General features: G+C 42.9%; 8 protein-coding genes. All 8 read right to left on the bottom strand.

Features of this window, described 5'->3' with window-relative positions; all coding sequences use genetic code 11:
- Window positions 1-361: hypothetical protein (locus IJT21_02990; protein MBQ7577215.1), on the bottom strand; the 361-nt coding region annotated here is incomplete at its 3' end.
- A 33-nt stretch (window positions 362-394) separates the two neighbouring features.
- The gene (gene flgG, locus IJT21_02985) at window positions 395-1,186 is read right to left on the bottom strand and encodes a flagellar basal-body rod protein FlgG (GenBank protein ID MBQ7577214.1); all 792 of its coding nucleotides are present in this window, start codon (window positions 1,184-1,186) and stop codon (window positions 395-397) included.
- Between the two features lie 18 nt (window positions 1,187-1,204).
- The gene (locus tag IJT21_02980) at window positions 1,205-2,014 is read right to left on the bottom strand and encodes a flagellar hook-basal body complex protein (protein MBQ7577213.1); all 810 of its coding nucleotides are present in this window, start codon (window positions 2,012-2,014) and stop codon (window positions 1,205-1,207) included.
- 27 nt (window positions 2,015-2,041) lie between these two features.
- Window positions 2,042-3,088, bottom strand: a complete 1,047-nt coding sequence (locus IJT21_02975) for a rod shape-determining protein (GenBank protein ID MBQ7577212.1) — start codon at window positions 3,086-3,088, stop codon at window positions 2,042-2,044.
- Window positions 3,075-3,740 (bottom strand): hypothetical protein, encoded by a 666-nt coding sequence (locus IJT21_02970; GenBank protein ID MBQ7577211.1) that lies wholly within the window; start codon window positions 3,738-3,740, stop codon window positions 3,075-3,077. Before IJT21_02970 ends, IJT21_02975 begins: the two co-directional genes overlap by 14 nt.
- Window positions 3,737-4,435 (bottom strand): nickel pincer cofactor biosynthesis protein LarB, encoded by a 699-nt coding sequence (gene larB, locus IJT21_02965; GenBank protein MBQ7577210.1) that lies wholly within the window; start codon window positions 4,433-4,435, stop codon window positions 3,737-3,739. The genes IJT21_02970 and larB overlap by 4 nt, the downstream gene beginning before the upstream one ends.
- A gap of 118 nt (window positions 4,436-4,553) precedes the next feature.
- Window positions 4,554-4,850: an acylphosphatase gene (locus IJT21_02960; protein MBQ7577209.1), complete on the bottom strand. Its 297-nt coding sequence runs from the start codon at window positions 4,848-4,850 to the stop codon at window positions 4,554-4,556.
- 4 nt (window positions 4,851-4,854) lie between these two features.
- Window positions 4,855-5,282 (bottom strand): hypothetical protein (locus tag IJT21_02955; GenBank protein MBQ7577208.1); only part of this gene is annotated, 428 nt, incomplete at its 5' end.

Genomic DNA, 5,282 nt, shown 5'->3' with positions numbered 1-5,282 from the left:
TTATCACAGGAATTAGACTCGATGCCGGTTTAAGTGCTGGACTCTCCGTAAAATTTCCTTCGTAGGCGGGACGCTCTATTTGACATGTTGACGGCATGTATAACTCGATTCTTGCGTCGCTTGCTGAACTCTCACTAATTGCGCGTAAAACTTCATTGCGGGATAAAATATTTCCGTCAGAGTTTAGGGTCAAGTCCGATAAAATTTTTCGTGTGTTACGATTTCCGCCGGTAATTTTTGCGACACTTCCGAGCTTGAAAGAATTTCCCGCACTGTAAAATTTTGCTGGAATCTCGATTCTAATAGTTTGTGCTGCATGAGCTTGACTCACCGCAAAAAAAACGAGGAGCGCAATAATCATACACTCCCCTAATAAAAATTTTTTGTTCATGATTTAACGCTTGAGACCGTTTGCGATTCTCAATAAATCGTCAGCTGTCTGAATGCCCTTAGAATTTGCTTCATAAGCTCGCTGGGCTACAATCATTTCGACCATTTCTTCAACGACTTGAACATTTGACATTTCTATAACGTTTTGTCTAACTTGCGGCATTCCATCTTCACCGGGGTTACCTACGATGGGTTCTCCGCTTGCGTCAGTCTGAACAAAGAGTCTATCACCTACAGCGCGTAAACCTGCTGGATTAACGAATCTTGCGAGCTGAATCTGCCCTAACTCCTGCAAAGCTGTATCACCGTCAACTCTGACACTTACGACACCAGTAGGCGATAATTGAATCTCCATTGCGTTATTTGGAATCGTGATAGCAGGCTCTAATAATAAACCGTCCTCATTTACGATTTGTCCCTCGTTGTCGATCTGCCATGACCCCCCGCGAGTATATGCGATAGTGCCGTTTGTCGTCGTAACCTGAAAAAATGCGTTGTCGTCAACAATTGCCCAATCAAGAGGCCCGTCTGTGATCTGAAAATTTCCCTGCACCATAAAACTTGGAGTCGCTGTAACTCTTGTACCGAGTCCGACCTGCACTCCCGTAGGAACAACTGAATTTGGCTCAACTGGTGCGCCGGGTTCTCTGTTAATTTGATACATTAAGTCCTCAAAATCTGCGCGGCGTTTCTTGTAACCTTGTGTATTAACGTTTGCTAAGTTATGTGTTACTACGTCTAAATGAGTCTGCTGTGCAATCATTCCTGACGCACTTGTCCATAATGAACGTAACATTTTTTATGCTCCCCCTTTTTATCCTCTGCTGTAAGATGTAATTAACCTTTGAGTCTGCTCATCGTGAGTCATTAAAGCCTTTGACGCGCCTTCATAAGCCCGCTGAGCTTCAATCATTCTGACCATTTCTGTAACAACTTCGACATTTGACATTTCGAGAGTACCGCCCCAAATTTTTATATTTTCAACGGGTAAAGCCTCGCCGGATTGTTCAGTAGGAGTTAATAAATTTCTTGCCTCATGATGCAAATATGTAGGATTGTCGAAATTGAACACATTTACTCGCCCGACAACTGCATTATCAGCAATGACTCGCCCGTCGCGCATAACTTGAATCCTTGAAGCGTTTGCAGGAACTGTGAGTTCTCCGCCCTCGCCTTGTAAAGTCATCCCATTAGGAGTAACTATCGAGCCGGCATTATTGAGCGTGAAATTTCCCGAACGTGTGTAAAAAGTATTTCCGTTACTGTCAGCTACAGCAAAGAATCCGGGGCCGTCAATTGTCATATCAAGCGGATTTTCTGAAGTCTTGACAACTCCGGGGGCTGTGTCCATTACATCTTCTGAAAAAATTTGAGCAAGTGCCATCGTGCCTATAACCTGACGGCCTTTGAACGGCATATCAGCAGGGAACATCGTAGCAATTTTTGTATGTGCGTCTTCTGAAACCTTTTCGATTCTGTCCATAACTGCGGAAAAATCTGCATTTGCGCTGACTCTGCGTTTATAGCCGGGTGTGTCGACGTTCGCTAAATTATTTGTAAAGACATCTAAATTTGTTTCCTGAACGAGCATTGCCGACGCTGCCTCGTATAATCCTCTATGCATAAAAGATTCCCCCTCCCCTTTTTTGATTTAACTGCGTAATTTTCCGCTTTTCTTCAAGTTTATTAACATGTTGCTCCGGCCTGTCTCTCTTAACTTGTCCATTTCTGCGAGTGCCTTACCTGTTCCGAGTGCAACACTTTCCATAGGATTCTCTGCGGTAAAGCAATTTATGCCAGTCTGCTGTGCTACTAATTCAGGAAGACCGCGCAATAAAGCACCTCCGCCCGTTAAGACAATGCCTCTGTCTATTATGTCGGCTGATAATTCCGGCGGTGTTAGCTCTAAAATATTTCTTATTCCGTCAACTAAAGACTGAATCATTTCGCCCAGTGCCATATTTATAGCTGAGCTTGTAACTTCAATTTGACGCGGAAGTCCCTGCACTAAGTCGCGGCCTTTGACTACCATTTTCATATCATGTTCGAGGGGCATACAGGTGCCGATCATAATCTTTAAATTTTCTGCTGTCTGGTCGCCTATTGCCAAATTGTATTGACGGCGCAAATAACGCATGATACTTTCATCAAATTTATCACCGCCGATTCGCAGAGATTTCGAGACAACTACTCCACCTAATGAAATAACTGCAATATCTGTAGTGCCTCCGCCGATGTCAACTATCATTTTTCCGCGCGCTTCTTCTACGTCGAGATTTGCCCCGATAGCTGCTGCCATTGGTTCCTCGATTAAATACGCTTCTTTTGCGCCGACCTCTAAAGCTGCCTCGATGACCGCGCGCCTTTCAACGTCTGTAGCTCCTGAAGGTACGCAGATCATAACGCGATTTCTAAAAAATTTTTTCGTCCCCTTTGTAACGCGCCTCATGAAGTGCTGCAACATTGCTTCTGTCATGTCATAATTTGCGATTACTCCGTCTCTTAGGGGTCTAACTGATGTTATGCTGCCGGGAGTTCGCCCGACCATGCTTTTAGCTTCATAGCCTACTGCAAGAATATCGCCTGTGTCTTGATCTATTGCAACAACTGAAGGCTCGCGGAGAACGACTCCGTGATTCTTCTCGTAAATTAAAACTGTCGCTGTTCCTAAGTCTATACCAATATCAGTGCCGAACAAATTTGCGCACCTCCGATAATATTAAAGCAAGTGCAAAGACTCCGAATCCCGAATTACAGCCGCTGCTTGAAGATTCATTGCGTGAAGGTTCTTTGCTGCCGTCCTTCCATATTGATGACTCGGAATTTAATTCGCACGTTCCGACAATATCTACGTCAAAATAGCCCTTAATTGTTACATTGCCTGACTCTGTGCTTGTAAAAGTTAATTGATAAGTCAATCCGTCATAAGTAACAGCAGGGAGCTTGAAAGGGTTATTATTTGTCGGTCTCATTTCAGGAAGTAAAACGGGAATCCTTATACCATTAGGCAAATTTTCTTTCCATGCGTGGATGCCGAGTTCTGTTGCTTCGAGTTCTAAAGAAATTTGATAGCCGGTTAGAGCTTTCATATCGCTGTCGAGTAATTCATTTGACAAGTTTGTAATTGTTTCATCGCCGCTGATTAATTCTTGAATATCTCTGCTTATTTCTCTAAGAGTCTGAGTCGTAAGAGTCATTCTTCCTGTGAGCTCAAGACTTGAACGCACAAAACTTTTTTCGACAAAGCCTTCACCGTGAATATGCCAGACTCCCGAAATATCATAATCTGACGCATTTAAGGCCGTGCACGTGAATAGAGTCAGCAAGCAAGCACATAAAAATTTTCTCATGACGTAAATTCTCCTTCTGTTCTGATTTTATTTATCATTCCGGCGAAATAACCTGCTCCGAATCCGTTATCTATATTTACTACAGAAACGCCCGACGCGCAAGAATTTAACATAGCAAGCAAAGCAGAGACTCCGCCAAATGACGCGCCATAGCCCACACTTGTTGGAACTGCAATAACGGGACAATCTGCGAGACCTCCGAGAACACTTGCTAAAGCTCCTTCCATGCCTGCGACGGCGATTATTACACTTGCGCTCATAATTTCGTCAATGTGAGATAAAACGCGATGTAAACCAGCGACTCCAACGTCATAGAGTCGTGATACGCGGTTTCCGAGTACTTCTGCTGTGAGTGCGGCTTCTTCTGCGACGGGAATATCACTTGTTCCGCCAGTTGCGACGATTATAAAATTTTTGCTGGTAACTTCGGGGATTTTGCCGTAAATTCCTGCTTTAGCGTCTGCATGATATTCGATTTCACAGCCCATTTGCTTTAATTCATCTGCTGACTCTTGTGATAAGCGGGTGATTAGTATAGCCTTCTGATTATTTGCGCTCATGACGTTAATAATTGCTGCGATTTGTTCGGGAGTTTTTCCTGCGCCGTAAATAACTTCTGAAGCTCCCTGACGTAATTTTCTGTGCAGGTCGACTTTTGCAAATCCGATGTCCTCAAACGGTTTTGTCTTGAGCATCAGATAAGCATCATCAACAGAAATTTTATTATCGCGGAGTTCTTGAAGAATTTGCTTAATGTCGTTCAATTAAATTTTTCACCTCGTAAAGCAAATAATATCACAGACTTACATTTAATTAATACACCGGCCCGAAAAAAGTTTCATTATTATTAACTCGTTCATTGTAGAATATAACTTGTCTGACTATTGCTATTGAAGGCCCGCGCTTTAATTTTTCCTTCATTTCCTGCACGCATTCGGGTTTGCCTTGAAAAACTACTTCGACTCGTCCGTCCGGTAAATTTTCAACTGTGCCGGTTAATCCGAGTCTCTCTGCATGTTCGCACGCCCAATAACGAAACCCAACATGCTGGACTCTGCCGCTGATTAATGCCCGGATTCTAACGAAATTGCTTGTATCGTCATAATTCATTTATTTATTCACTCCATACGCCTGAAATTATTAGCTGCTTATAAACTTTTTCCGGCCAATTTTTATTACTTGCTGGCGAGGCTGGACTCGGGTGCAAAATTTTTGTGATTGTGAGATTTAAATTTTTCAGGGACTCGCTAGCTCTTGACTCTGCAAAATTTCCGATTCCTATTACGAATTTCGGCGCAAGAATCTTTATTACGTCTCTAAGGCATGAATCGCACAATAAATATAATTTTTCACTGTCAGACTTGATTAACTTGTCGGGAGTTAAATTTCTTTCTGCGATAAATAATAACGGGCAGTAATTCAACACAAAGCAGTCATCAAAGAATTTTTCTGACGTTCCATAATGCGATTTAAATAAATTCCAGAGTCTATGGCCGCTGACTTCACTTCTTGGGCAGTCAAGACCCTTCACCGGATAATTTG

Source organism: Synergistaceae bacterium, from assembly GCA_017443945.1.
Taxonomy (GTDB): domain Bacteria; phylum Synergistota; class Synergistia; order Synergistales; family Aminobacteriaceae; genus JAFUXM01.
This window is presented reverse-complemented; position numbering and strand designations above follow the sequence as displayed.